General features: G+C 65.7%; 22 protein-coding genes. 11 read left to right on the top strand and 11 right to left on the bottom strand.

Annotated features, from left to right (window positions below; genetic code table 11):
* Positions 1 to 78 precede the first annotated feature (78 nt).
* Genes FJW06_RS16465 through FJW06_RS16455 form a run of 3 tightly spaced genes read right to left on the bottom strand, consistent with a single transcriptional unit; the run spans position 79 to position 3,806 of the window.
* A complete protein-coding gene (locus tag FJW06_RS16465) occupies positions 79 to 1,308 on the bottom strand; it encodes a GNAT family N-acetyltransferase (RefSeq protein WP_140753288.1) in 1,230 nt (409 codons plus the stop codon).
* Between the two features lie 9 nt (positions 1,309 to 1,317).
* Positions 1,318 to 2,625 carry a hypothetical protein gene (locus tag FJW06_RS16460; RefSeq protein WP_140753287.1) on the bottom strand — a complete coding sequence of 436 codons (1,308 nt, stop codon included), beginning with the start codon at positions 2,623 to 2,625 and terminating at the stop codon, positions 1,318 to 1,320.
* The gene (locus FJW06_RS16455) at positions 2,622 to 3,806 is read right to left on the bottom strand and encodes a glycosyltransferase family 4 protein (protein ID WP_140753286.1); all 1,185 of its coding nucleotides are present in this window, start codon (positions 3,804 to 3,806) and stop codon (positions 2,622 to 2,624) included. Before FJW06_RS16455 ends, FJW06_RS16460 begins: the two co-directional genes overlap by 4 nt.
* Before the next feature lie 387 nt (positions 3,807 to 4,193).
* Here FJW06_RS16455 and FJW06_RS16450 point away from each other — a divergent pair, with 387 nt between their 5' ends.
* Positions 4,194 to 5,348: a DUF1972 domain-containing protein gene (locus FJW06_RS16450; protein WP_140753334.1), complete on the top strand. Its 1,155-nt coding sequence runs from the start codon at positions 4,194 to 4,196 to the stop codon at positions 5,346 to 5,348.
* Positions 5,345 to 6,616, top strand: coding sequence for a cellulase family glycosylhydrolase (locus FJW06_RS16445; RefSeq protein ID WP_140753285.1), 1,272 nt, complete (start codon positions 5,345 to 5,347; stop codon positions 6,614 to 6,616). Before FJW06_RS16450 ends, FJW06_RS16445 begins: the two co-directional genes overlap by 4 nt.
* 36 nt (positions 6,617 to 6,652) lie before the next feature.
* On the opposite strand, the gene FJW06_RS16440 is transcribed toward FJW06_RS16445, so the two are convergent.
* Positions 6,653 to 7,945, bottom strand: a complete 1,293-nt coding sequence (locus FJW06_RS16440) for a VpsF family polysaccharide biosynthesis protein (protein WP_281404887.1) — start codon at positions 7,943 to 7,945, stop codon at positions 6,653 to 6,655.
* Between the two features lie 55 nt (positions 7,946 to 8,000).
* A complete protein-coding gene (locus FJW06_RS16435) occupies positions 8,001 to 10,094 on the bottom strand; it encodes a Wzz/FepE/Etk N-terminal domain-containing protein (protein WP_140753284.1) in 2,094 nt (697 codons plus the stop codon).
* Positions 10,095 to 10,340: 246 nt separating this feature from the next.
* On the opposite strand from FJW06_RS16435, the gene FJW06_RS16430 reads away from it, so the two are divergent.
* From FJW06_RS16430 to FJW06_RS16410, 5 genes are all read left to right on the top strand, one after another.
* Positions 10,341 to 11,873, top strand: a complete 1,533-nt coding sequence (locus tag FJW06_RS16430) for a formyl transferase (RefSeq protein ID WP_140753283.1) — start codon at positions 10,341 to 10,343, stop codon at positions 11,871 to 11,873.
* Positions 11,870 to 13,150 (top strand): NAD(P)/FAD-dependent oxidoreductase, encoded by a 1,281-nt coding sequence (locus FJW06_RS16425; RefSeq protein ID WP_140753282.1) that lies wholly within the window; start codon positions 11,870 to 11,872, stop codon positions 13,148 to 13,150. The genes FJW06_RS16430 and FJW06_RS16425 overlap by 4 nt, the downstream gene beginning before the upstream one ends.
* Before the next feature lie 269 nt (positions 13,151 to 13,419).
* Positions 13,420 to 14,628 (top strand): NAD(P)/FAD-dependent oxidoreductase, encoded by a 1,209-nt coding sequence (locus tag FJW06_RS16420; protein ID WP_140753281.1) that lies wholly within the window; start codon positions 13,420 to 13,422, stop codon positions 14,626 to 14,628.
* 194 nt (positions 14,629 to 14,822) lie between these two features.
* Complete coding sequence (locus FJW06_RS16415; RefSeq protein WP_140753280.1) at positions 14,823 to 15,320, top strand: N-acetyltransferase; 498 nt, start codon at positions 14,823 to 14,825, stop codon at positions 15,318 to 15,320.
* A 142-nt stretch (positions 15,321 to 15,462) separates the two neighbouring features.
* Entirely contained in the window at positions 15,463 to 16,464 is a 1,002-nt protein-coding gene (locus FJW06_RS16410) for an aldo/keto reductase (RefSeq protein WP_140753279.1), read from the top strand.
* Between the two features lie 14 nt (positions 16,465 to 16,478).
* On the opposite strand, the gene FJW06_RS16405 is transcribed toward FJW06_RS16410, so the two are convergent.
* From FJW06_RS16405 to FJW06_RS16390, 4 genes are all read right to left on the bottom strand, one after another.
* The gene (locus tag FJW06_RS16405; protein WP_246674644.1) at positions 16,479 to 16,706 is read right to left on the bottom strand and encodes a hypothetical protein; all 228 of its coding nucleotides are present in this window, start codon (positions 16,704 to 16,706) and stop codon (positions 16,479 to 16,481) included.
* Positions 16,707 to 16,810: 104 nt separating this feature from the next.
* Positions 16,811 to 17,440 (bottom strand): glutathione S-transferase family protein, encoded by a 630-nt coding sequence (locus tag FJW06_RS16400; protein ID WP_140753278.1) that lies wholly within the window; start codon positions 17,438 to 17,440, stop codon positions 16,811 to 16,813.
* 117 nt (positions 17,441 to 17,557) lie between these two features.
* Positions 17,558 to 18,655 (bottom strand): NAD(P)/FAD-dependent oxidoreductase, encoded by a 1,098-nt coding sequence (locus tag FJW06_RS16395; protein WP_140753277.1) that lies wholly within the window; start codon positions 18,653 to 18,655, stop codon positions 17,558 to 17,560.
* 69 nt (positions 18,656 to 18,724) lie between these two features.
* A complete protein-coding gene (locus tag FJW06_RS16390; protein WP_140753276.1) occupies positions 18,725 to 18,958 on the bottom strand; it encodes a hypothetical protein in 234 nt (77 codons plus the stop codon).
* 117 nt (positions 18,959 to 19,075) lie between these two features.
* Between FJW06_RS16390 and FJW06_RS16385 the strand changes: the two genes are divergently transcribed.
* Complete coding sequence (locus FJW06_RS16385) at positions 19,076 to 19,678, top strand: DUF922 domain-containing protein (protein WP_140753275.1); 603 nt, start codon at positions 19,076 to 19,078, stop codon at positions 19,676 to 19,678.
* Here the strand turns inward: FJW06_RS16385 and FJW06_RS16380 are convergent.
* The gene (locus FJW06_RS16380; RefSeq protein WP_140753274.1) at positions 19,668 to 20,087 is read right to left on the bottom strand and encodes a VOC family protein; all 420 of its coding nucleotides are present in this window, start codon (positions 20,085 to 20,087) and stop codon (positions 19,668 to 19,670) included. The two genes, FJW06_RS16385 and FJW06_RS16380, sit on opposite strands and share 11 nt — an antisense overlap.
* Before the next feature lie 270 nt (positions 20,088 to 20,357).
* On the opposite strand from FJW06_RS16380, the gene FJW06_RS16375 reads away from it, so the two are divergent.
* The gene (locus FJW06_RS16375; protein WP_140753273.1) at positions 20,358 to 21,566 is read left to right on the top strand and encodes an MFS transporter; all 1,209 of its coding nucleotides are present in this window, start codon (positions 20,358 to 20,360) and stop codon (positions 21,564 to 21,566) included.
* Between the two features lie 163 nt (positions 21,567 to 21,729).
* Here FJW06_RS16375 and FJW06_RS16370 read toward each other — a convergent pair whose 3' ends face one another.
* Positions 21,730 to 23,925 (bottom strand): cation:proton antiporter, encoded by a 2,196-nt coding sequence (locus tag FJW06_RS16370; RefSeq protein WP_246674649.1) that lies wholly within the window; start codon positions 23,923 to 23,925, stop codon positions 21,730 to 21,732.
* 447 nt (positions 23,926 to 24,372) lie between these two features.
* Here FJW06_RS16370 and FJW06_RS16365 point away from each other — a divergent pair, with 447 nt between their 5' ends.
* A complete protein-coding gene (locus tag FJW06_RS16365; RefSeq protein WP_140753271.1) occupies positions 24,373 to 24,579 on the top strand; it encodes a hypothetical protein in 207 nt (68 codons plus the stop codon).
* Between the two features lie 119 nt (positions 24,580 to 24,698).
* Positions 24,699 to 25,481, top strand: coding sequence for a DUF2270 domain-containing protein (locus FJW06_RS16360; RefSeq protein ID WP_140753270.1), 783 nt, complete (start codon positions 24,699 to 24,701; stop codon positions 25,479 to 25,481).
* Positions 25,482 to 25,513: the final 32 nt, after the last annotated feature.

Below are 25,513 nucleotides of genomic sequence, written 5' to 3'. Positions count from 1 at the left end.
GCTGCCGCTGGAAATGCGGCTGCCCGTAAGCATGGCGGAGAGCGGAATGTGAGTCAATTTGTCGGCCAAAGCCGCCGCTCAGCTACCCGAGCGCAGCCGCCGCCAGCGCTGCATGAATTCCTGCGCGAGTTTGAACAGGCGCGGATTGTCGCGCACGAAGGCAACGCCCCGGCCGCGGTATTTGATGGCCTCGCTCGCCGCCATGCCCTTCAGCGTGATGCCGTAGCAAAGCTCGGACAGAACCGACTTCACCGCGCCCATATGTTCCTTGTAGCTCTGGTTCCCGACCGAGAGATCGAAATAGTCGAAGCCGGCGCCTCGCCCCCATCTGATTAGTTCGCCCATGATGCAAAGCCCGGGCGAAACATTGGGCACCGCGGTCTGGTCGATCGCGATCAGCAGAGCGTGCAAGGTGCCCAGATGGACGGCCAAGTACTGGACCGCGACCATGACGTCGCCGGCGCGCAGGCCGAAGATGCGCACCGAACCATCCGTCAGGCCGCGATGCGCGGCCTTGCGATAGAAGTCGACGACCGGTGGCTGCGCCAGCAGATCGAACCGGCCGAGCTCGCGAAAACGGCTGAGCCGCATCTCGACCAGCTTGCCGAAGATGGAGTCGACAAGGGCCGGCGTGTCGGCTTCCACCAGGGCCAGGCCACCATTGCGGTCGAGCCGGCGCAGGTCCTTGTTGAGCGCCTTGACGAAGGACGGGCGGCAGATGCGCTTGACTACGGTTTCGGCGTCGCCATCCATGGCGATGCCGTAATGCGAGTGGATGGAGTCGCGCGCCGGCGAAATCAGCGCCAAGGGATTGGCGACGCCGCCGACCTCTTTCGGGATTCCGGCGATGTGGATGCGGTCGGCCGGCGGCAGCACGGAAAGCACCGCCGCCCACGCAGCTTCGGCGGATTGCCTGGTCCAAGGCGTCGCGTCGGCGAGCAATGGTGCCGCATAGTCGCACACGCCGCAACTCAGCCATTCGATCACCAAATGGTGGAAGGCGCGGCGCCGCATCAGCGGCATGAGCATCCTCGGCTCGCCCGTGCCCGCATCCCTCACCTCGACGATCGCAAGATCGGCTTTTTGCGGCAGCAGCCCTTCGACTATCCCCTCGGCCCAGGCGAAATGCTGGTGGCCGGTGCACACGCCCCTCGCCTCGAGACGCAGCCAGAGCGGCTTGACCGTTTCGAGGCTGGTGTGCAGCTCGGCCACATAGGCTGTGCTGGCGGCGCCGGCGGCGTGCGGCGCGACCTCGCCGTCGGCCAAGCCCGTCGTCATCGTGGCCATCGGCATTGCCTGGCTTGCCACATCATTCTCCTATCGTCTCTGCACGGCGAGCGTCGCCGCGCGGCGCCATGCGCCGACCATCGTGGGCCGCTGCTCGCTCGGGTGCTTGAGGTTCCACATGCGATTGGCCGCGAAATACCATGAGGCCACGAGCACGAAGATCTCGGACACCGCGGCGCCGGCCAGCGACCATGTCGACGGCGCGACGGCCAACAGGAGGCCGATTGTCGCGAGCCCGACAATCGCACCGGCCATGGTGATGAAGGCGACGATGCGGAAGTCGCCGACGATCTCGAGGACCACGCGCGGCATCACATAGGCCATGATCGGCACGAAGTTGGCGATGGCGAAGATTCCGATCAGCCCGACCGAGGCATGCTGCAGCACCTGGGATTTGATCATCGGCAAGACGAACAGGACGCCACAGCCGTAGGCCAGGCTGCCGACGCTCATGACGAGCGCCCAGATCTTGGCCTGCGTCCATACGCGGTCGAACTCTTTGTTGCGCACCAGCTTTGCGAGTTCCGGCTGCGTCATGTTCGAGAAAGCGAGGCTGGAAATGCGCAGCGGCGCAAACAGCACCAGCACCGCCGCCAGCGGCGCGTAAGCGGCGGGCCCGGCGATGCCCGCGACCAGAAGCGCCAGGGATTGCCCCTGGATGTTAGTGGTGGTAGCGCTGAACCCCGACCAGCAGAGCTGCGGCCAGAGCTTTGCATAGCGCCGCAAGGTCGGCGCGCGGAACGAGATGCGCAACCTGCGGCGCGCCAGCCTCACCAGCACGGCGATGCCGACGATATTGGCCGCGGCAACCGCATAGAAAGTGGCCTGAAGCGCGTCCGTGAAGAACCAGATCGCCGCCCCTGCGAGGACTATGCCAGCGATCGTGAACACGGCGTCGCTGATGGAGACGACGAGCTGCATGCGACGCGCGAAGAAGGCCGTGCGCATATGGCTGCGCAGCGACCAGGCGCAGACGAAGCAGGCGGCGCCGATGCCGCTCGGGTCGCCGAGGAGGCGCATCAGCAATCCCGTGCCCAGCCCCATCAGCAGCGCCACCACCAGCGCCGCCGATCCGAAGGTAACGTCATGGGCGTCGACGCCGGCGCTGTTGGTGCTCTTGCTCATCCATACGGTGGCCGGGACGGCGGTGAGCGAGCGGATATAGGACAGGCCGACGCCGCCCATCACCATGGCCAGGGCGAAGAGGCCGTAGCCTTCGGCCGACAGAAGATGCAATAGCGCGATATTGAGGGCGAAATGGAAGCCGCTCTGCATCGCCTCGCCGCCGATCATCAGCATGAGGCGCCGCACCAGATGGGCCGGGAAGGTGAACTTCACGGGCTCGTCTCCGCCTCGCGGGCAATGCGCGCCCGCCCCTGCCTCGGCGTTGCCGCCTTCAGCTTGTCGGCGACGATCGCCACGATCGCGGCGGCGGCGATATGTTCGCTGAACACCGCCTCGTAACGCGCCCGGCCGGCGGCGACGTAGCCGCGCCATAGGTCCGGCCGCAGGATGATCTCCGTGAGCCTGCCGGCAAGGGCCGCGGCGTTGCCGGGCGGTACATGCCAGCCGGTCTCGCCGTCTGCCACCACTTCAACCAGCCCGCCGATCGCCGACACCAGCGGCGGCCGGCCCCAGCCCATCGCCTCGATGGCGACGCGTCCAAGCGATTCCGGGCGGCGCGACGGCACCGCCACGATATCCGCCCAGCGATAGTGGTCGGCGGGGTCGGAGACGAAAGGCAGCACCTCGACATGCCCGGTCAGGCCCATGCGGCCGACCAGTTCCGCCAATGCCTGCTCGCGCTCGACGCTTTCGAAGGCGCCGCCCACCAGGCGGACCTCGACACGGTCGCGCAACGCGGCGGGGAGCGAGGCGACCGCTTCGAGCAGCACCTCCTGCCCCTTGATGCGGTTGACGCGGCCAAGCAGCAGGACCTTGAGCGGCCGGTTGCCGTCATAGGCCATCGGCAGGGCGGCTGCCGGTCCGGCGACGCCGTTATAGACGACATGCGTGCGCCGTCCCTTGGCATCGATGGCCGGCGGGTCGCCGAAGGTGGCGCGCGTGGCGCGCGAGTTGAAGATGAGGTCGGCCTTGCTCCAGCGCATCAAGGCGACAAGCACCTTGCGCAGGACGCCCTCGGGAATCTCATGGATGTGCAGCAGCGCCTTGCGCGGCAAGAGACGCGCGGCCAGCGCATAGTCGGCGATGATCGAAGTGTTGATGTAGGTCAGGTCGCTGCCCCGCAAGCGCCGCCAGGCGCGCCAGAGCGCCGCCGGCAGCCGCGCCATCTCGATAGTGGCGAGCCTGAGCATCGCCTGGCGCCTGAGCACCCACAACGGCTCGAACACGATGCGGCTGGCATTTGGCTTGAGGATATCGACAATTGGCCCGTCGCGCGGCAGCACGACCTCGATCTCGGCGGCCGGAAACGCCGCGCGCAACGCAGCCACGCTCTCCGCGAAGCTGCGATCCGAACCATAGAGCTCGTAGCCCTGATGAACGCAGGCAATGCGCATCACTCTCTTTCCACCTTGCACCCCGAGCCCGCTCAGCACCGGACCCTTCAAGCGCGGAAGAACTTCATGCCAAATCCGCACGCCGCTCTACCCAGCGGTGGCCACTGCAGGCCCGGTAGCAAGGATCATGCCGGATTCCTGAACGCCCTGCTGCGACCCCGGAACCCGGCCGTGCCCCGTATCGGTACAGATACGTCGCGAAAGTTGACCGATAATGAAGCAAGCCATGCTTTCGGAAGAGAAATTTTACTCCTTCATGCGAGTATTCGCCCTGGGGGTACCCTGGCACGCAAGTTGCTGGGCGTGTCATTGACGTAACAACAACCGTGACCGGACCCCGGGGATTCCTTTATTTTGAAACCGGAACGACCTTCCAACCTGATCGAAATGCCTTCGATCCTGATCCTGGGGACGCGCGGCATTCCGGCTTCTCACGGCGGCTTCGAGACCTTCGCCGAGCGGCTGGCGCTTTTCCTGGCCGGACGCGGCTGGAAGGTCGGCGTCTACTGCCAAAAGGAGGTCGAGCGCGTCGGCCAAAGGGTGACGAGCGAGGTCTGGCGCGGCATCGAGCTCATCAGCATCGAGGTCGCCTCCAAGGGGCCGCGCGCGACGCTGGAGTTCGACTGGCAATGCGTGCTCGATGCCGCCCGGCGGCCGGGCGTATGCCTGGTGCTCGGCTATAACGGTGCGGTCTTCCTGACCTGGCTCAGGCTCATGCGGCGCAAGATCATCACCAACATGGATGGCATCGAGTGGCGGCGGCCGAAATGGGGCCCGGCGGCACGTAGCTGGTTCTGGCTCAACGAATGGATCGGCGCCTGGCTCTCGCACCGGCTTGTCGCCGACCACCCGGCGATCGCCGATCACCTGGCGACAAGGCGGCCGCGCAGCGCCATTGCCACGATCGCCTATGGCGCGGACCCGGTGACCTCGGCGCCGGAGGAACCCATTCGCGCGCTCGGCCTCGAGCCCGGCAAATATCTGGTCTCGATCGCGCGGATCGAACCCGACAACAACATCCTACCGATCATCGAAGCCTTCCGCCGCCGCGATCGCGGCGACATGAAGCTGGTGGTGCTCGGCACGCTCAACGACGAGATGCCCTATCACCGAGCGGTGCGCGATGCGGCAGGTTCGGTGGTGATGATGCCGGGTGCAATCTACGACCAGGCGGTGGTGAAGGCGCTGCGCTACCATGCGCGTGCCTATATGCACGGCCACACTGTGGGCGGCACCAACCCCTCGCTGGTCGAGGCGCTGGCCGCGGGCAACATGGTGATCGCGCATGACAACCGCTACAACCGCTGGGTCGCCGGCGATGCGGCGATCTATTTCAGCGACACCGAGAGCCTGAGCGAAAGGATCGACGAGGCGCTGGTCGACGATGCGCTGGCGGCGCGCTGCAGCAGGGCGGCGCGGACCCGCGCCCGCGAGGCTTTCCGCTGGGAAGACGTTCTCAGCGCCTATGAGAAGGAAGCGCTGCGGCAGCTCGGCGTTGCCACCGCCGCGCCGGCGAAAGCCGACCGCGCCAAGCACGCATGACCGGCTGGTCGCGCCGGCGGATCCTCGGCGCGGCGCTGGCTGCGGCGACAGTACCGCTGGCGACTGCAGTTCCACCGCGCGTATCGCAAGCGCGAGCCGCCGGCGAATGGCGCTTCAGGCGCGGCGTCAACACCTGGCCGTGGTTCGCCCTGACGCGCGAATATCCCGCGCCACGCACTGATTACGGCTGGCCGCCCTTCCAGCCGCAGCGGCCGGTGCCGACGCCGGCCGACCTTGCCCGGCTGCGTGCCAGCGGGCTCGATTTCATCCGTCTGCCTGTCGATCCCGGCCCTTTTCTCGCCGCCGACGCGGACCAGCGCGCCGTGCTGATGGCGATGCTGAGCGCGGCGGTCGACGCAGCGCTTGCGGCCGATCTCGCCGTCATCGTCAACGTGCAGGCCAATGGCGCCACGCATTATTGGAATCCCGAACGCATGTATTCCAGCACCGCGGCGCTGGAATTCGAATCCTATCGAGCGTTGGTGAGCGAAATCGCCGAGAGGCTGCAGAGCAAGACATCCGGCATGGTGGCGCTGGAGCCTGTCAACGAGCCGCCGCAAGACTGTTCCTCCGAGGCATGGCCGGCCGTGCAGGCCTCGCTGCTGACGGACGCCAGGGTTTTGGGGCCGAGCGTGCCGCTCGTCGTCACCGGCGGCTGCGGCTCGATGGTGCGCGGCCTCGCCGCGCTCGACCCCGCGCCGCTGGCGGATTTCGAGCCGATCCTGTTCACCTTCCACTTCTATGAGCCCTATCTGTTCAGCCATCAGGGCGCGCCATGGATGCGCGAGCCGGTCTACCGGGCGCTGAACAACGTGCCGTGGCCCGCCTCGGCCGGCTCGCTGGAGCGGACGCTCGCTTCGGTGAGGGCAAGGATGGCGCAGGATTCCGAGAGGTCCGACGAAGCCAAGAAGGCAGCCTATGAAGAAACCGAAAAGGTGCTCAAAGTCTATTTCGGCGCCCAGCCCGACCGCCGCTTCATCGACGGCTATCTCAAGCAGGTGAGCGCCTGGGCGGACATCCATGGCATCGCGCACGAGCGCATCATCATGGGCGAGTTCGGCGCGCTTCGCACCGATGCCCGCTACACCGCAGCGCCCAATCCAGACCGCGCCCGCTACATCGCCGATGTCCGGCAAAGCGCCGAGGCAGCCGGCTTTCCCTGGGCGTTCTGGAACCTGTTCGACGGCATGGGCATGATGGACGACGCAACCCGCGCGCTCGACCCGGCCATGGTCGAGGCGCTCGGGCTGAGGATGCCGCGCGCTTGACTGTTTGAACAATCAAACCGGTTCAAGGGTTTGGTTTTACGAAAGAACGGACCGAAAGCCGCTGTTTGGTTTTCCAGGCATTCTGCTTTCGGCCCTCACCGGCCGATACAGCGCCAGCGCGATCACCACGAATTTGGTCATCAGCGTCGTCTTGGAGGCGATGCTCTCGGAGGTGTTGAGCAGGATCAGCCAGCCCAGCATCGGCAGCCAGATGCCCGGATGGCAGCGGCGCGCGACTTCGTGCATGAACAGCGCGAAGCCGAAGAAGATCAGGAGCGTGAAGAAGGCGCCCTGGTAAAGCGTCAGGCGCAGGATGGGATTCTCGATGCCCTGCTCCAGGCCGCTGATGCGGCGCATGCTGTCGAGCAGGTCGACATCAGGCCCGACGATCAGGTCGCGCAACTCTAGATGCCTGAAGAGATCGAACATCTCGACGCGGGCATTGGCGCTGCCGCTGTCGGAGACGAAACGTTCGAGCAGCGCGTCGAAGAAGCCGTAATAGCCGGCAAGCGCGATCACCATCGGCAGCAGCGCGGCCAGCATGATCACCAGCGCGGCGCCCAGAAGGTTGATGCGCCCGGTCCCGAGCTGCGCCACGCCCTGGATGAGCAGATAGACGCCACCGAGCAGGATCGTCAGCACCATGCCCGAGCGGCCGCCGAAGGCGACCAGGGCGCAGAACTGCAGGCCGACAAGCGCCAACCTGAACGCCGCCGACAGGGACCGCGAGCCCGAGAGCAGCGACAGCACATAAATCGAGGTGACCGTGGCATTGGAGAGCGGATGGCCCTGCAGCGCGGTGGAGCGCAGATCGTTGACGAACACCGCGCCGTCGAACCTGTAGGGGAACACGAGATGCTTGGTGCCGAACTCGAACAGCGCCAGCAGCGCATTCACGGTCATGACGACATGGATGACAAGCTGCAGCCAGGCAAAGGTCTTCTCGTCATCCTCGCTGAGCAGCAGCACGAGCAGCGCGGGCGCGACGAAAGTATCGATCATGCCGGCCATGCCGGGACGCTGCCTGAGGATGACGACGAAGAGAAGCACCGTCGAGATCACCGCCATCAGCATTGTTGCCGGCCGCTTGTTGGTGACATGGACCACATAGCCGATCGGATTGCCGAAGGTGCAAGAGCGCCAGACGAAGACCAGCACGAAGAGATAGGTGGACGGGTGGATCTTGCTCAGCGGGCTGCCCTGCAAGCCGTCGTAATTGTAGCCGGCCAGCCACAGCATGCCGCCGGAGATGGAAAACAGGAGGAGCACCGCCACGGTGATGCCGAGACGGGTCAAGGTGTCGACCGGGACAGTGCGCGGGCCTGCCACGCCATAGCCCGGAGCCGAAACAGGCCGGGCAGGACCCGCCAGGATCGAGGCCACGTCAGGCCGCCTCGTCGACCAGCATGGCGCCGGTCGGCAGCCGCCCCATGACCGAGACCGCTTCGGAGGTCGAGGCGACGTCGCGCATCGGCGTTGCGTTCAGCCTGGCCACGAGCAGTATCTCGTCGGCCATGGCGACCAGCGGCAGGACGTTGAGGTCGTCCGCCAGCGCGCCGCCGTCAATGACGACCAGCTCGAAGCTGTGGCTGGCCTCGGCAAGCATGCGGTGGGCGAAATAGAGCGCCTGGGCTTCCTGGAACACCGCGGTCGGCCGGCCCCTGCCGATCAGCGCCACCGAAGAGCCGGGCGCATAGCGGCTGACCGCCTCGAGCGGATATTCGCCACGCAGCACGTCGAGCACGCCGGGTTGCGGGTCTTTCTGGCCCTTGCCGGCATTGATGTCGATGAACAGCACGCGACGCCCCCTGGCCGCCGCGGCGTTGGCGAGCTGCCACGCAACCCTAGACCGCTGCGCCTTGTCCTCGGGCGGCGACGCCACCAGGATCGAGGGCACCAGTGGCCAGTCGGCCGGGCGCCTGGTGGCGGCGGCGATGCGCTGCAGCGCGAGCCCGGCCACGGCATCGGTCTTCTGGGCGGCAGCGCCGGAGCGGCGGCGCCCCCTGCCCGGCAACACGCCCAACACCGGCGCCTCGATGGCCGACTGCATCTGGTTGGCGGACAGCACGGTCGGAGACAGATATTCGGCGATCAGCGCCATGCCGATGCCCAGCGCCAGTCCGCCGAAGGTGGCGCCGAAAACAAGCAGGCCCGTCGGCGGCCAGCTCTTCTTCAGCGCCGGCATCGCCTGCGAGATAATGCGGGCGTTGGTGCTGTTGACATTGGTCTGCTCGCGCGTTTCCTGGGCGCGCTGCAGATAATTGGCATAGACGGTGCGCACGGCATCGAGATCGCGCTGCAGCTCGCGCAGTCTGACCGAGGCCTGGTCGGTGTCGAGCGACTTGCCCTTCAGCGACGCCACCTTGGCCTCCAGTGCCTTCTGGTTGGCCAGGGCGCGCTGGTAGTCCGTCTCGGCGGCGGCGACGAGGCGGCCGAGCTCACGGGAAATCAGCTTGCGCAGGTCGCTCAGCTGCTGCTGCGCGGAAATCATCGAGGGGTGGCGCGGCCCGAGCGCGGTGCTGAACTGCGATATCTGATCGACGAGCGTCGCTTCCTGCGCCCTGAGGCTGGCGATCACCGGCGAGCGCATCGCCTCCGACGTCGCGTCCGGCGCGCTGCCCTGCCGGCGCAGCTGGTCGACCTGCGCCTTGAGCTGCGCGGTGCGCGTCTGGGCGGCAGTCAATTGCGTGTTGAGGTCGGTCAGCTCCTGGTCGCTCACCAGATTGCCGGCCGCCATCACCATGTTGTGCTCGGCCTTGTAGGTCTCGACCGCGTTGGCGGCCTGCTCCACGCGCTTGCGCTGGTCCTCCAGCCGGGCACTGATCGCGTCGGAGGCGTCGGCTGCGGCCTTCGAGCGCGCTTCCGCCTGGTCGTCGAGATAGGCCTGCGCGATGGCGTTGGCGAGTTCAGCCGCCAGATCGGCGCTCTTGGCGGTGATGATGATGTTGAGGACCAGCACCTTGTCGTCGCGCTTCACCGCCAGGCGGCGGCGCAGAGCGTCGAGCGTCTCAGCCGTCCTGTCCCCGTCGTCGGAGCTGGACAACATGCCGAGCCAGCGGCCGAGCCCGCCCTGCCCGTTGAAGTCCGGGTTCTCGGTCAGATTGGTCGCCTTGATGGCGCGCAGCAGGACGCCGTTCGACTGGGCCACGCTCACCTGGCTTTCGACCTGGGTGATGCCGCCATCGGGAGAAATGCGGCTCGGATTGACGTCGTTGGTGACGACCTGGAGATCCTGCGGATCGATGATGATCTGCGCCGTCGAGGAGTAGAGCGCCGGCGTCAGGAAGCTGTAGACAAGCGTCAATGCGGTGAGCAGCGCGGTGACGGAAAGGATCAGGAAGCGGCGTCGCAGCAGGATGCGACCGAGATCGCCAAGCTCGACCGTGGCCTGCGCAGGCGCAGGCGCGTAATAGGCCGGCGCCGGCGGAATCGCCTCCGGAGCGTTCTGCTGAGGCACCATGAGCAGGGATGGTTGCAAAGGTCGCTCCGACAACGCTCCATCGGCCGGCACGGATGAGAATGCGGCGCTGGCCTAGCTATTCCTGGCAACGATTAAAACACTGTTAATTATGTTCATAAATTCATGCCACGCTGGCACGAAGTTTGCACTTACACAGTAGAATTTAAGTGCAGCCTAGATTGGAGACATCGTGCGCATGCGGCGGAAGCTTGTCCTGGCCAGCAGGGCCGCCGGCACCGGATATAAGGCGCGCGGGGATCGGCCATGCGCCTGACCCTGCGCCTCAACGGAGATTGCGTGCGCGCTTTCCATGTGGCGCTAGCCGAACGGCTGTCACGGCTGCCCGGCGTGGAGCTTGCCGTAGATGTCCGTCCGGCGCCCGGCGGTGTGCCGCGCAGCGCGGAAGCGCTGTTCCAGCTTGAGACGCTCATCCATCGCCTGCCCGCCAATGGGACGGCAAAGCGTGTGCCACTTTCGACACTGGCCACCCACGCGAGACCATCGACGCCCGCCGAACTCACGATCGATCTCGTCGGCGACGTCGAGCCGCAGGGCCGACGGGTCTGGCGCCTTGCCTATGACGGCATCTGCGGCGAAGAGGCCCTGCTGGCGCTGATCCTAGCCGGCCGCACGCCGCTCGTCCGTCTGGAACAGAACGGCGCGACGGTCTCCGAGGGACGGCTCGGGACCGAATATCACGGCATTGCGCTGGCCTCCTTCCAGGACATGCTGGCGCGCACCGCCAGCCTGATCGCCGCGGCGGTCAGCGGCGCCGCGCCCTCGTCGCTTCCGGTGTTGCCCGAACCATCGTCGGAGGCGCCGGCCCCCGCCGTGCCGTCGGCCACGAAGCTCGGCGTGCGGGCGGCCAAGGCGACGGCCCGCCGCATTGTCCAGCAGATCTACCATCTGTGCTACAACGCCCCGCATTGGCGGGTCGGCTGGCGTGAGACTGGCGGCAAGGACCTCTACGAGTTGCGCGCCCATCCGCAATCCGGCTGGCGCGATCTCCCGGACGACGGCAGCCGCTTCTACGCCGACCCGTTCCCGGTGCTCCATCGCGGCCAGGTGACGTTGTTCGTCGAGGATTATATCCACCGCACCGGCAAGGCGATCCTGTCGGCGGTGGCTTTCGGACCGAATGGACCGGTGGGCACCCCGAAGCCGGTGCTGGAACTGCCCTATCACCTCTCCTATCCCTTCGTGTTCGAGCGCGAAGGCGAGATGTGGATGGTGCCGGAAAGCTCCGCCAACCGGACCGTTGACCTCTACCGCGCCACCGCCTTCCCGGGCAGTTGGGTCAAGGAAGCGACGCTTCTGTCGGACATCGTCGCCAGCGACGCAACGCTCACCGAACATGGCGGGCGCTGGTGGATGTTCGCCACCGTACGCGACGGCGGCGGCGCCTTCTCGGATCAGCTGCATCTGTGGTCGGCGCCGGATTTCCGCGGGCCGTGGACGCCGCATCCGAAGAACCCGTTGCTGATCGACATCGCTTCGGCGCGGCCGGCGGGCCACATGGTCAACCGCGGCGGCCAACTTTTGCGCCCGGTGCAGGACTGCCGCAGGAGCTACGGCGCCGCGCTTGGCATCGCGCGTGTAACACAGCTTGACGAGAGCGGCTTCGAGCAAGTCGTCGAAACGATCCTCACCCCAGGCGCCAGCTGGGCAGGCCGCAAGCTGCACACGCTCAACGAGGCGGGCGGACTGGAATTCATCGATGGTTCGGCAATGGCGCCGCGCTGGAAACGCACGCAGAGGCAGGACCCCATGCCTGCGGGCGGCGGAGAAAAGACATGAGCATCGCAGAAGATCGCGAAACACCTGCCGTGCCGGGCGGCCGGACAGAAGTCGAAGTGGCGATCGTCGGCGCGGGACTCGCCGGAACCGTTCTGGCGACAACGCTCGCCAAGGCGGGTCGCAAGGTAGCGCTGGTCGACCCGCATCGCATCCATCACGACGAATTCCGGGCCGAGAAAACCCGCGCGGAGCAGATGGCGCTGTTCGAGAAGCTCGGGCTCGGCCCGGTTTTCAGGTCGCTCGTCACGCCGATGACCGATCTCCATATCTTCCGCTTCGGCCAGCTGTTCGAGCGCAAGCAGACTTGGGAATACGCCTTTTCCTACGCACCGCTGGTCAATGGCCTGCGCGCGGCGCTGCCGCCGCAAGTGCCGCTGACGGTGGGCAAGGTCGCCGAAGTCTCGACCGGACCGGACCGGCAGCGCCTGGTGCTCACCGACGGCTCCGTCATCGAAGCCAGGCTCCTGGTGGTGGCCACCGGTTATAGCGAGGCGGTGCGGCGCGCCATCGGCGTCGAGCGCGTCGAGGAATCGAAGGCGCATTCGCTGTCGATGGGGTTCGATTTCGCGCTCTCGCCGCAGGAATTCGGCTTGCAGTCCCTCACCTTCTACGCAAGGCGGATCGCCGATCGCATTGCCTTTCTTACCATCTTCCGGATCGGCGAGCGGATGCGGGCCAACATGTTCGTCTACCGGACCGTCGCCGACCCGTGGGTGCGGGCGTTCCGCGAAAACCCGCAAAAGATCCTGCTCGAGCTGATGCCGGAGATTGCCGCGCGATGCGGCAACTTCGCGATCGCCAGCGAGGTGGAAGTGAGGCAGGTCAGCCTGACGACGACGCGGGGGCACCGCCGCGATGGCGTCGTCTTCATCGGCGATGCGTTCGCCACGACCTGCCCGGCGCAAGGCGACGGCATTCACCGGGTGCTCACAGATATCGACTGTCTCGCCTCGACGCATATCCCAACCTGGCTCGAAACGCCTGGCATGGCAGCCGACAAGATCGACGCGTTCTACGACGATCCGGTCAAGGTCGCCGCCGACGAAAAAGCCCTGCGCGCCAGCATATATGCCAGGCGGGTCACCACCGAAATCGGGCTGGAATGGCGGCTGCGCCGCCTGCGCAACAACACCGCGCGGCGCCTGATGATTTTCGCCCGCCGGTTTCGGGAAGCGGGAAAACCGAGCGACGCCAGACTTGGCGTAACAGGGGTTGCTTTCGACCACTCTGACGAGGCAAGTCAGGAACTGCCTGCGGGACCGCGCTTGGGAACATAACCGTGAGCGAGCTTACGAATCCGTAAGTCGCGCTTCCCGGCGAAGCTGTTAATTTTCACGATGAGCAGTGTCTCCTGCTCGGCGGGACAGCACTCCCGTCGCACGAACGGCCCGCTGCCGCCTCTATCGTTTCGGCAGCGGGCTATCGAGCGGCGCTCGCACTAAGCGGATTAACCTAATTTTTCGTTGCTACCTGGCTCGCGCTTGGGTTGCTTGAGATTGCTCATACTACCCAAGATATTCACGGCGTGAGCTGTGGAGCGCAAAACATGAACACCCTGCAAGGCCACGAAACACCTGCCGTCCAGGCTGGTTCGGCCCAAGTCGACGTGGCGATCATTGGCGCCGGGCTGGCGGGCACGAGCTTGGCCGCGGTGCTGGGCAAGGCCGGCCGCAAGGTCGCGCTGATCGACCCCCATCTGGTCCATCACGACGAGTTCCGAGCCGAGAAGATCGGCATGAAGCAAATGCAGGCGTTCGAGAAGCTTGGGCTCGGACCTGCCATCAGGCCTTTGGTCACGCCGGTGACCGGCACCCATGTCTTCCGCCTCGGCCAATTTTTCGAGCGCGAACAGAAATGGGAGTTCGGTTTCTCCTACGGTGCGCTGGTCAATGGGATGCGGCAGGCCTTGCCGGCAGAAGTTCCACTGACTGTGGGCAAGATTGTCGAGGTCTCGACCGGGCCGGACCGGCAGCGCCTGGTTCTCGCCGACGGTGCCGTCATCGAATCCCGCCTTCTGGTGGTGGCCACCGGCAACAGCGAGGCTGTGCGACGCGCCATTGGCATGGAGCGTATCGAGGAATCGAAGGCGCATTCGATGTCGATCGGGTTCGACTTGGCGATCACGCCGCGGGAATGCGCCTATCCGGCGATCATCTGTTATCCTCGGCGGCCGGCCGACCGGATCGCTTATCTCAGCGTCTTCCCGATCCGCAACCGCACGCGGGCAAACCTGTTCCTCTACCGCACCGTGGCGGAGGAATGGACGCGAGCCTTCCGCGAAAATCCGCAAACCGTGCTTTGCGAGGTGATGCCGGAGGTGGCGGCGCAATGCGGAAATTTCGCCGTTGCCAGTCCCGTCGAGGTGAGGCAGATCAGCCTGACAACGACCAGGGCGCATCGCCGCGCCGGCGTCGTGGCCATCGGCGATGCGTTCTGGACGACATGCCCGACGCCCGGTGTCGGCATCAATCGCGCGATGACTGATGTCGACCGGCTCGCTTCGACCTATATTCCAGCCTGGCTTGAAACGCCCGGCATGGACGTAGACAAGATCTGCGCCTTCTACGACGATGCCGTGAAGGTCACCACCGACCAAGCCGGCATGCGCTCCAGCATCTACGCCAAGCGGATCACCACAGAGACCCGGCTCGAATGGCGGCTGCGCCGCCTGCGCAACAACACGGCGCGTCAGCTGATGATCCTTGGCCGCAAGATAAGGCGCCGCAAAGAGCTGCCGGCCCCGAGCGCGGCGTAAAGCGGAGATCCCAAGCGCGGACAGGCTGGTTGGACAGCACCCTCTCCGCCCTGCCGGGCTTTCGTCGCTCGAAAGCCAAGCAGTTGGATCCCCGTTCGCTTCGCAAACCGCTCCTCAACCCCCGCAAGGGGAGATTGGCTGTACCCATCGCTTCGCCCTATCTTCAGACTCCAACGAGGACGAGGACGACGATCATGGTCCGCATCCGGGCAATGACGAGGAACGACCTAGCCGATGTGTCGCGGCTGCTCGGGCAATCCTGGCGGCGGACCTATGCGCCGATCATGGGCGACGAGACCGTGGCCAGGCTCTCTGACGAAAGGCACGCGCCGGAAAGGCTCGCGGCCGAGCTCGACGACGAAGACAAGATGTCCTTCGTCGCCGAGCGCGCCGACGGCTCGATCGCCGGCTATGCCATGGCAGCGATGGACGAGAAGGGCGACGTGACGCTGGAGCGGCTCCACATCGAGCCGCAGGCGTTCGGCAGCGGCCTCGCGGTCGACCTTCTGCATGCGGTGCTTGCCGCGCATGCCGGCGTCCCCAGCATCGCGCTGGAGGTGATCGAAGGCAATGAGCGCGCAATCGCCTTCTACCGCAAGCACGGCTTCGAGGTGGTCGAGCGCCGGGAAGCGGCACACGGCGTCGGCGGCCACGCCTCGCTAATCATGCGCCGCATGCTGCCGATGGCCTAAATTGCCGGACATCCCCTTACATGGTGGTGCTTCCGATGCTCCTGCACGCTTGAGGCGACACCTATCGGCTTCTGCGCTGGACGTGCCCTGTCCCCGCCCTATAATTTCGCGAGCGCTGATTTTTCGCGGGAGACAAGGACATATGAGCCTCGGCAGACACAAGCTGGGCAGCCAGGGGCTCGAAGTCTCGGCGATCGGCCTCGGCTGCATGGGCATGAGCCAGGCCTATGGTCCGGCCGACGAAGCGGAGTCGATCGCGACGATCCACCGGGCGATCGAACTCGGTTGCACTTTTCTCGACACGGCCGAGGTCTATGGGCCTTTCGTCAATGAAGAGCTGCTTGGGCGCGCGCTAAAAGGCCGGCGCGACCAGGTCACGATCGCGACGAAATTCGGCTTCCGCATCATCGACGGCAAGCAGTCCGGCACCGACAGCCGGCCCGAGCATATTCGCGAGGTGGTGGAGGCTTCGCTGAAGCGGCTTGCCACGGACCGCATCGACCTTCTCTACCAGCACCGTGTCGATCCCGCCGTGCCGATGGAGGATGTCGCGGGCACGGTCGGCGAACTGGTGGCGGAAGGCAAGGTGCGCTTCTTCGGCCTGTCGGAAGCGGGCATTGCCAACATCCGCCGCGCGCATGCCGTGCACCCCGTCTCGGCGCTGCAGAGCGAATATTCGCTGTGGGAGCGCAACCTCGAGCCCGAGATCATCCCGGCGCTGAAAGAACTCGGCATCGGCCTGGTGCCGTTCGCGCCACTCGGCCGCGGTTTCCTCGCCGGCGACGTCAAGCGCGCGGAAGACTATCCGGAGGGCGATTTCCGGCGCGGCGACCCGCGCTACCAGGGCGAGAATTTCGACCTGAATGTCGCGGCAGCGGCCACGGTGCGCGACATCGCCGACGCCAAGGGCGTCAAGCCGGGTCAGATCGCGCTCGCCTGGCTGCTCGCCAAGGGCCCGGATTTCGGCATCGATATCGTGCCGATCCCCGGCACCAAACGGCGCACTTATCTGGAAGAGAATGTCGCGGCGGCCGACATCACGCTCGACGCCACCGAGATGCTGGGGCTCGACATGGCGCTGACGCCCGACAAGGTGTCGGGGCAGCGATATAACGAACGGACGATGTCGCTGGTGGACCGTTAGGCGTTATCCAGCGCCTACTTCTTCTTGCAATCCGTCATCCCCTCCATTGCCTTCCGGGCCTCGCCCTCGCTGGCGTATTTCTTCTTGCCGAGATCGACGACAAGCGTGCCGTCGGGCTTCTTCGGCACGATCTCGCACTGCTTCGAGACCGCGTCTCGGGCCACCCAGTATTGCTCGGCCGCCTTGGCAGGCAGGCTGATCATGCCAGTGGCGAGGATTGCGACGGCGATGGTGCGAACCATTGCGAATCTCCATGGCTGGGACGCGAAGCAGGCGGTGCCGGCGAGGCAACGCTCGACACGCTGCCTTTGGAGAACGCCCTGTCCCGCCGCTGTGTTCCGGTGGCTCAGGCGTGCGAATGCGGATCGATCCTGTAGGGATGCACCGGACAGTCTGGCCCGATCGCCTCGCTGACGCGCCCCATCCAGGCACCGACCGCCGGATAATCGGCAAGCTCAAAACCGCAATCTTCTGCGCGGTGGGCGTAGGCGTAGACAGCAATGTCGGCAATGGTGAGCGCGTCGCCGACCAGGAAAGGTGTGTCGACCAAGCTGCGCTCCAGCGCGCCAAGTGCCCGCGCGCCCGCTTCGCGCTTGCCGGCAACCAGCGCCTGGTTGCGCTCCAGGCGGCCGGTCAGCGTCCAGAAACGCAGCGAGCCGATGACCGGCTCGACATAATACTGCTCGAAGAACAGCCACTGCATCACCTTGGCGCGGGCAAGCCGGTCTACCGGAAGATAGGACGTGCCTTCCGCAACGAGGACGAGGATCGCGTTGGACTCGGCTATCGCCTGGCCATTCTCCACGGCGAGCACCGGAACGGCGCCCGCCGGGTTGAGCTTGTGGAAGGCTTCAGTTCGGCTCTCACCCTCGAAGATCGAGAGGATACAGGTTTCGTAGGCGATGCCGAGAAGGCCGAGCAGGACGCGAACCTTCCAGGCATTTTGCGAGGGGAGATAGTCGTAGAGCGTGAGCATTGGGCGGTCCTCGGTGTGATGGGATGGCTTCGCATAGAGGGCGATGTGAGAGCCACCCGGTTCAGGCGCCTCATCTCAACCTCGAGCAGGCAGACCAGCAGCTTCGACGCTTCGCCCTCACCGCCCTGCGATATCCTTCGCCACCGCCTTCGCCTCGATCCCGATCTCGCGCAGCAGGCCGGTTACCGGGTTGTAGAAGCCGACGAGATAGACGCCGAGCTCCGTCGCGCGGGCGTTCACTCCGCTTTTCTTGGGGCTAAGCTCCGCCGGCAGGAAGGCATCGTAACCCGGACGGTAGCCAGTGGCGAAAATCGCCGCGTCGAATTTCTTTTCGGCCCCGTCGGAGAATTTCACGCCGCCCCCGGTGAAGCTCGCAATATCCGGGGCTATGCCGATCCGTCCCTGCTTGATCGCCGCCACCGTGCCGACATCGATCACCGGGATGCGGCCGGCATCGATCCCTTGCAGGATGCCCTGCTTCGGCCGCACGATGCCGTACTTCTCCAGCCGGCCCAGCGCCAGGTCGAGGATCTTGGGAAACATCCAGTCGTTCAGCGCCCGCGGCATCGGCCGGCTGGCAATACCGACCATCTGGATCGGCACGCCGAACAGCTGGCGCGGCACGATGTGGACGCCCTTGCGCACCGAGATGGTCGGACGAGCGCCGCTTTCGGCCAGATCGAGCGCGATCTCCGCGCCCGTATTGCCCATGCCTACGACCAGCACGTCCTTGCCGACATAGGGTGCCGCCTCGGTGTAGGTGGCACTGTGCAGCAGCTTGCCCCTGAAAGCCTCGACACCCGGTAAGCGTGGTGTGATGGGCTCGGCATTGTTGCCCGTGGCGACGATCACCTTGCGGGCATTGAAAGGGCCGGCATCGGTCTCGACCACGAGCTTTCCGCCCTCACGGCGGATGGATTTCACGGTGACGCCGAAGCGCGGCTCGAGGCCGAAACGCTTGGCATACGCGTCCAGATAATCGACCACTTTTTCGCGCGGCACATAGCGCGGGTGGCTCTTCGGGAACGGCACGAAAGGCAGCGACGAGAAGGACTTCACCGTGTGCAGGTGCAGTCGCCTATAATGCCGGCGCCAGGAGGGCGCAACCTCATCGGCCTTTTCAAGGATGATGAAATCCTGCCCCGCCTGTTTCAGGCAGGCGGCGACCGCGAGCCCGGCAGGGCCGGCGCCAACGATGACGACATTGGTGTCCAAAGACCTCTCCTCCCGCCCAAGCAACAAAAGCTATGACGGGGGGGGTGGGCGACAAGTAGGGAGAAGCACCTATTCCATCGCACCGGGCGTCCCGGGCTCGTCCTCGGGCGGTTCGAGTATCTCGATCAGCTGCGCCACGCGGGCGCCGGGCATGGCGTGGCCTTCATTGACCAGCGCCTCGTCGGCGCCGATCCAGGCGAAGGCCTCGCGCAGTTCCTCAAGGCTGGCGCCGGTGAGCGCGATGTCGGCAATGACGGCTTCGTCTACTGGTCCAAGCACGGAAATGATCTCGCTGCGGGTCATCTTGTCCTCCCCCATAGGTCGGGATGATTGCCCAAGGAAACGACCGGCGGGTGGAGCGGGTTCCGATAAACTGCTTGCCGGCTTCTTCCAAACGAGGCCCAATGCTATGGCTGGCCCATGAAGCCAGCCCTCCTCCTTGCTGCCCTGCTCCTGCCCACGCCGGCGCTTGCCGACTGGAAGCCCATTGAAAAAATCGAGACCTATGCCGTCTCAGGTCAGACCGCGGAACAGCTCTATTTGTCTATCGGCGAGAAAGGCCCGCTGGTCGGCCCGGCAGGCAACGCTCGGCGGGCCATCGCGCATACATTCTTCAAGCTGACCTGGCAGCGCGACTACCAGCCGCAAGGCAACGCCTGCGTGCTGAAGACGGCGCGGCCGAAGCTGATCATCACCTACACGCTGCCCAAGCCGGCAGGAAAACTTCCGCCCGCCCTGCAAGCGCGCTGGGACACGTTCGCCGCCGGGCTGATCGCGCATGAGAAGGTGCACGGCGCCGGCATCGTCGATATGGTGGACAAGATCGTCGCCTTCAGCACCGGCCTTACCGCCGAGAACGATCCCGGCTGCAACAAGGTCAGGGCCGAGCTGACGGCCTATCTCGACCAGCTCTCCAAGGCGCAGCGCCAGGGCAGCCGCGACTTCGACACGAAAGAATTCGGGCAGGACGGCAACATGCTGAAGCTGATCGCGGCGTTTCTGGGCGCTCTGCCTAGAAACTGATCTCCACCGCCTCAGCACTTCGCTTCGCCTCGCCGTGGAAGACCGCCTCGATGTTGTTGCCGTCGGGGTCGAGCAGGAAGCAGGCGTAGTAGCCCGGGTGGTAGCGGCGCTCGCCCGGCGCGCCATTGTCCTGGCCGCCGGCGGCAAGCCCCGCCTGATAGAAGGCATCGACCATGGCGCGATCCCTAGCCTGGAAGGCGAGATGGTGGCGGCCTGTGAGCACGCCGAGGGCCGCACGGCTGTCGGCGCTGGAGATGAACAGTTCGTCGGCCCAGAAATAATCCCGCGCCTCGCCACCGATCGGAATGCCCAGCACCTCGAACAGGGCGCCATAGAAACGCCGGCTGGCCGCAAGGTCGCGCACCACGAGCTGGATGTGGTCGATGAGCCGGCCGCGATAGAGTTCCATGGGTGACGCCTTCTTTTGAATGCTGCGGCTCAATCTAGAAGGGCCCACAGTCCGGTCAATGTGGGTGCGGAAGGCTGCTGACAATTTAAGAGTCGGCGAGTCAGCGCCCACTAAAGGATCGGCGGTCGCTGGCCCAAAAATCCGGATAAAAATGCAACCGGATTTGTAGGATCGGCCGCCGCCCTAGCGTCCTTTGGACGCAAGCGGACCGGTGGACTGGAAAAACCGTGCCGCATCAAACAGGATGCCTTACGGCATGGGAGCAGAACCATGAACCATTCCTATCGTTGGGTCATTGTCGCGGCCGGCGCGCTGATGACCTGCGTGGCGCTCGGCGCCATGTTTTCGCTGGCGATCTTCCTGGAGCCGATGTCGCTCGACACCAACTGGTCGCGCACCGGCATTTCCAGCGCCATGACCTTGAACTTCCTGGTGATGGGTCTCGGCGGCTTCGCCTGGGGAGCGATCTATGACCGGGTCGGGGCGCGACCGGTCGTGCTTGCGGGCGCGGTGCTGCTCGGCCTGTCGCTGGTGGTGGCGAGCCGGGCCACCTCGCTCGTCGTCTTCCAGCTGAGCTACGGCGTCATCGTGGGCCTGGCTGCCAGCGCCTTCTTTGCGCCGATGATCGCGCTCACCACCGCCTGGTTCGACACCAACCGAAGCCTCGCCGTCTCGCTGGTCTCGGCCGGCATGGGTGTGGCGCCGATGACGATCTCGCCCTTCGCGCGTTGGCTGATCACCGCCTATGACTGGCGCACCGCCATGTTCGATATCGGTGTGATGGCCTGGGTGCTGCTGCTGCCCGCCGTCTTCCTGGTGCGACAACCGCCGGCGGCGGTCGCGGCCAGCGACGGCGCGCCGGTGCCCGTCACCGACGATCCCGGCATGAGCGTCGGCCAGGCGCTGCGCTCGCCGCAATTCATCGTGCTGGGGCTCACTTTCTTTGCCTGCTGTGCGGCGCATTCGGGCCCGATCTTCCACATGGTAAGCTATGCCATATCCTGCGGCGTCGCGCCGATGGCGGCCGTGTCGATCTACAGCGTCGAGGGGTTGGCCGGCCTTGGCGGGCGCGTGCTCTATGGCGTGCTGGGCGACAGGCTGGGCGTCAAGCCGGTGCTGGTTGCCGGGCTCGCCATCCAGGGGCTGGTGATCGCTGCCTACCTCACCGTCGGCCAGCTCGAGCAGTTCTATCTCCTGGCCGTCATCTTCGGCGCCACCTATGGCGGCGTGATGCCGCTTTACGCGGTGCTGGCGCGCGAATATTTCGGCCTGCGCATCATCGGCACGGTGCTTGGCGCGGCCACGATGCTCTCAAGCCTGGGCATGTCGCTCGGGCCGCTCGCCGGCGGCATGATCTACGACGCCACTGCCAGCTATCACTGGTTGTTCATCGGCTCGGCGCTGATCGGACTGGGCGCGGCCGGCATCGCCATCGCCTTCCCGCCGCAGCCAAGCCGGCAGAAGCTGCAGATGGCATGAGGAATCCGTTCTTCGCCCCGGCGACGCCGAGAACGGGAGGGAGCGCTGGATCGATTGGCAAAGCCGCCTCGTAGATGAGGGCTTTTCACCCTACGAAGCCCCCCTCCGGCGCTTCGCGGCCACCTCCCCCCGCCTCTGGCGGAGAGAGGAACCGATTAGCCGCTCACCCAGTGCCCGTGCCCGTGCGCACGGCCTCACGGTCGCTCTCGTCGCGCTTCACCCGCTCGTCGGAAATCAGCACCACCGGGCATGGGCTGCGCCGCAGGACGCCCGTCGTCGTCTCGCCGAAGATCAGCTCCTCGCCCTGGCGCCGCGACACGCCCATGACGATCAGCGCCGCGTTGCGGCCGGCCTGGCGGGCAATGGCATCGGCGGCGGCGGCCCTCGAGCGGATCGCCGTCTCGATCTCGACGCCATAGCGGTCTGCGAGCGCAACGATATCCTTCAGCACAGCCTCCCTGCGGCGATGCGAGACGGTGTCGCGCGGCTCCTCGCGACCCGCGCGCGCGACATAGAGCATCTTGACCGGCGCGCCGGTGACGGCGGCGATGGCCAGGGCCAGTTCGGCGCCTCGGCGGGCAACCGCCGTGCCGTTGACCGGCACCAGTATCTTGCCCGAATCCGGGCCGAGCCGCGGGATGTGGCGGCCTGCCGTCGCCGGCTTCAGGACAAGACAAAGCGGACCGTCGAAGGAGCCCGTCACCTCGTTCAGCCGATGCGAGAAAGCGCCCTTGGGAGTGACCGCGCGGCCGAGGCCGACGAGGAGCATGCCGTAGCCCTTGCGCGCCTCCTTGGCGACAGCCTCGGCCGAAAGCACTTCATGCTGGCGGCGCGTGACCGGCGCTTCGCGCGCCGGCGTCTCGTCGGATTTCTTGGCCGCCTCGCGGCTGTCCTCCGCACCTTTCTCCATTTCTTCCAGATGCAAGCCTTCCGTCGGCTCGGCATCGATCTCGCCGCTGGAATGCAGCACGGTCGTCGGCTTGCCGGCTCCGATGACGCCGGCGAGATAGGCGGCGAAGCGGCCGACCACACCTTCGTCCACCACCACCAGCAGCCGCTCCAGATTGGCGACGAAGCCCCGCTGGTCGATCTCCTCGCGCTCCAGGCGCTTCTTCTCGGCCTCGCCGATCGGCAGCCGGCCCAGCGCCCAGCGCAATGTCGGCGGCATGGCCAAGGTGGTGATGACGGCCATGGTGACGATCATGGTGAAGAGGTTATGCGACAGCACGCCCATCGACAGGCCGATCGAGGCGACGATCACCTCGGTCGAGCCCCGCGCATTCATGCCGCAGCCCACGGCAATGCCTTCGGCGCGGCTCATGCCGGCGACCTCGGCGCCGATGAAGGCGCCGCCGAACTTGCCGATCGAGGCGATCACCACCAGCGCAACCGTGAGCAATGCAAGCTGCGGATCGGCAAGCACGGTGAGGTCGGCCGACAGGCCGGCGACGCCGAAGAACACCGGCATGAACAGAGCCGTGATGATGCCCCGCAATTGCCCTTCGATATGGCGCGACAGGATCGGCGACTCGCCCACCAATATGCCGGCGACGAAGGCGCCGAGCACCGTGTGCACGCCGATCAGATCGGTGATCAAGGCCATCACGCCCATGATGGCGAGGATGACGGTGACCACCGCATATTCGGAGCGGAAGGTGTCGTTGGTCCAGCGGATGGCGTCGAAGACGATGCGGCGCCCGAGCGTGAAGGAGAACGCCATGAAGAGGGCGACGCCGGCGATGGTGAAAGCCAGGCTGCCGATCTCGATCCGCCCCTTTGTGGCGATGCCGATGGTGATGGCGATGATAACCCAGCCGATCGTGTCCTCGATGATCGCCGAGGAGACGATGACCTGGCCGAGGTCGCGGCGCATGAAGTTCATGTCGCGCACCACCATGGCGACGATCTTGACCGAGGAGATGGAGAGCGCTGTACCGAGGAACAGCCCGGCGACGATGCGCTCGCTGCCCGCGGCAAGCAGCGTATCGGGCATGAACTGTGCGGCGATGAAGCCGAGCGCGAAAGGCACCGCCACGCCCGCGGCCGAAATAGAAAAACAGGCGCGGCCCACACGGCGCACGAGCCGCAAATCGGTCTCCATGCCGGTGAGCAACAGCAGCATCAGGACGCCAAGCTGGGCGATGGCATTGATCATGGATTTCTGCGACGGGTCGCCGGCGAAGATCAGCCGTTCGGCCGCCGGCCAAACCCAGCCGAGCAGCGAAGGCCCGAGCAAGATGCCGCCGATCAACTGCCCCATCACCGCCGGCTGGCCGAGCGTCTCCAGCACTTCGCCGATGCCGCGGCCGACGACCAGGAGCAGGATCAGCTCGGCGACGAAAATTCCTTCCGAGGACATGCCGGTCTTTTCGGCGGCGAAGGCGACGGCGGGTATCAAGGTGAGCGCCACGGCACCAACCGCAATCCAAACCGACAGCGACCGGAGCCGATTGAGCATGCTGGACAATTTGTGCACCCCTCATTCGTCGCCGGACATAACGGTCTGGCGCAAGGATCGGTTGCACTGGGGCGGCAGCCATTTCCTCGCCCATGAAATGGGGAGGTGGCTCGGCGAAGCCGAGACGGAGAGGGGACCGCCGGTTCGACCGGCAAAAGCACTTCGAAGAGGAGGACTTCCGCCCTACGAAGCCCCCTCTCCGTCCGCTTCGCGGACACCTCTCCCCCGCTTTGCGGGGGCGAGGAAACGCTTCCTACAATTCTAATCAAATGCTGCCGCCGATCTTTGCTTCCCGGTAAAGCGACTCGACGATGTTGGCCGACGAGGCGGGGCAATAAGGAGAAGCTAATGAAAAGCGACTTTGCCGCCGCCCACCTCCACCTCGACCGCGCATGCCGCTATCTGCGTGGCGACGATGAAACGAGCCGCGCGGCGCTTGCAGCGCTCGACCTTGTGATCGAGGCCGTGGCGGCGGCCCAGCACGCCAGGCCGGTGGCCGACGTTCTGCCCTTTCGGCGACGCGCGAATGGCGGTCTTCCCCCGCTTGCATCCTGACTTATCCGCCTGAAAAGGCGGGAACATTCTGGCCGGCCACACGTTATGAAAACCGGGGTGTGGCCGGTCGATGTCAAGGCGAGGAAGGCCGGCCATGACGGTGGGAGGCGCGTGGCAGAATGTCCCAAACGAGGGCCGCAAAATCCGTCGGCGCGGCTGTGGCAAAATCGCCAGAAGCAGCTGCGCCGGCAAGGTCCATCGAGAAGGCAGCGCCGCCGCGTGCGTCCGACACTCTGGCGCTGAAGCTCAGTTCCTCCGAATTCACCACGACGCTGTCGCATTTCCACCGCGCCGAGATCGCCCGCATGGCCGGGTGGCGCGACCGGCTCGACCGCACCAGCAATTGGGCGATCACCGTGGTGGCGGCGATGCTGTCGGTATCGCTGTCGACGCCCAGCGCGCATCACGGCGTGCTTTTGTTCGCCATGTTGCTGATCACGCTGTTGTTGTGGATCGAAGCGCGGCGCTACCGTTTTTTCGACGTTTACCGCGCCCGCGTGCGGCAGTTCGAGCGCTACTACTTCGCCCAGGTCTTTTCGCCGCAGCCGGACTATGCCTCCAATTGGCTCGCCATTCTCGGCGAGGGCCTGCGCTCGCCCCGGTTCCTGATCACCCAGCGCGCCGCGCTGATCCGCCGGCTGCGCCGCAACTACATCTTCATGTACACGATCCTGCTGCTTGCCTGGATCCTCAAGATCACCACGCCGAGCCTGTCGCGCGAAGGCTCGCCCATGGGCTTCGGAGCATCGCTCATCGACACCTTCCGGGTGGCGACGCTTGGGCCTATCCCGGGCGTCGTCGTGGTGTGCGGTGTGGCCGCCTGCTACCTCGCGCTGCTTGCGGCCGCTTTCCTGGTCCGCGCCGATGACGGGGAGCTGTCCTTCGGCGATGTGCATGTTTGAGGGGAACAGGGCAGTAAGGCAGTAGGGCAGCA

It is taken from the genome of Mesorhizobium sp. B4-1-3, assembly GCF_006439355.1.
Classification (GTDB): Bacteria; Pseudomonadota; Alphaproteobacteria; order Rhizobiales; family Rhizobiaceae; genus Mesorhizobium.
Note: the sequence above shows the minus strand (reverse complement) of the source record. Positions and strands in the feature narration are given on the sequence as shown.